We start from the raw sequence: 229 nt of genomic DNA, 5'->3' as shown, positions 1-229 counted from the left end.
GTTGTTTGTCGATCCAGATGTGCGTGGTAGTGGTGTGGGTAAGTTGCTGATTGAACATGCTTTATCAATGAGTTCAACGCTAACAACCAACGTTAACGAACAGAATGAGCAGGCAGTTGGATTCTATAAGAAGATGGGATTTAACGTGACAGGACGTACAGAAGTGGACGATCTCGGACGGCCATACCCGTTACTCAGTCTCGTACACGGGTAGCCGTACTTATTGCCT

At 46.7% G+C, this 229-nt stretch carries 1 protein-coding gene; it reads left to right on the top strand.

Annotation, left to right across the window (positions count from 1 at the left end):
- Window positions 1-214 (top strand): GNAT family N-acetyltransferase (locus tag FDX22_RS00700; protein ID WP_146716577.1); only part of this gene is annotated, 214 nt, incomplete at its 5' end.
- Window positions 215-229: the final 15 nt, after the last annotated feature.

Source organism: Citrobacter sp. TBCS-14, assembly GCF_005280805.1.
Classification (GTDB): domain Bacteria; phylum Pseudomonadota; class Gammaproteobacteria; order Enterobacterales; family Enterobacteriaceae; genus Citrobacter; species Citrobacter gillenii.
This window is presented reverse-complemented; position numbering and strand designations above follow the sequence as displayed.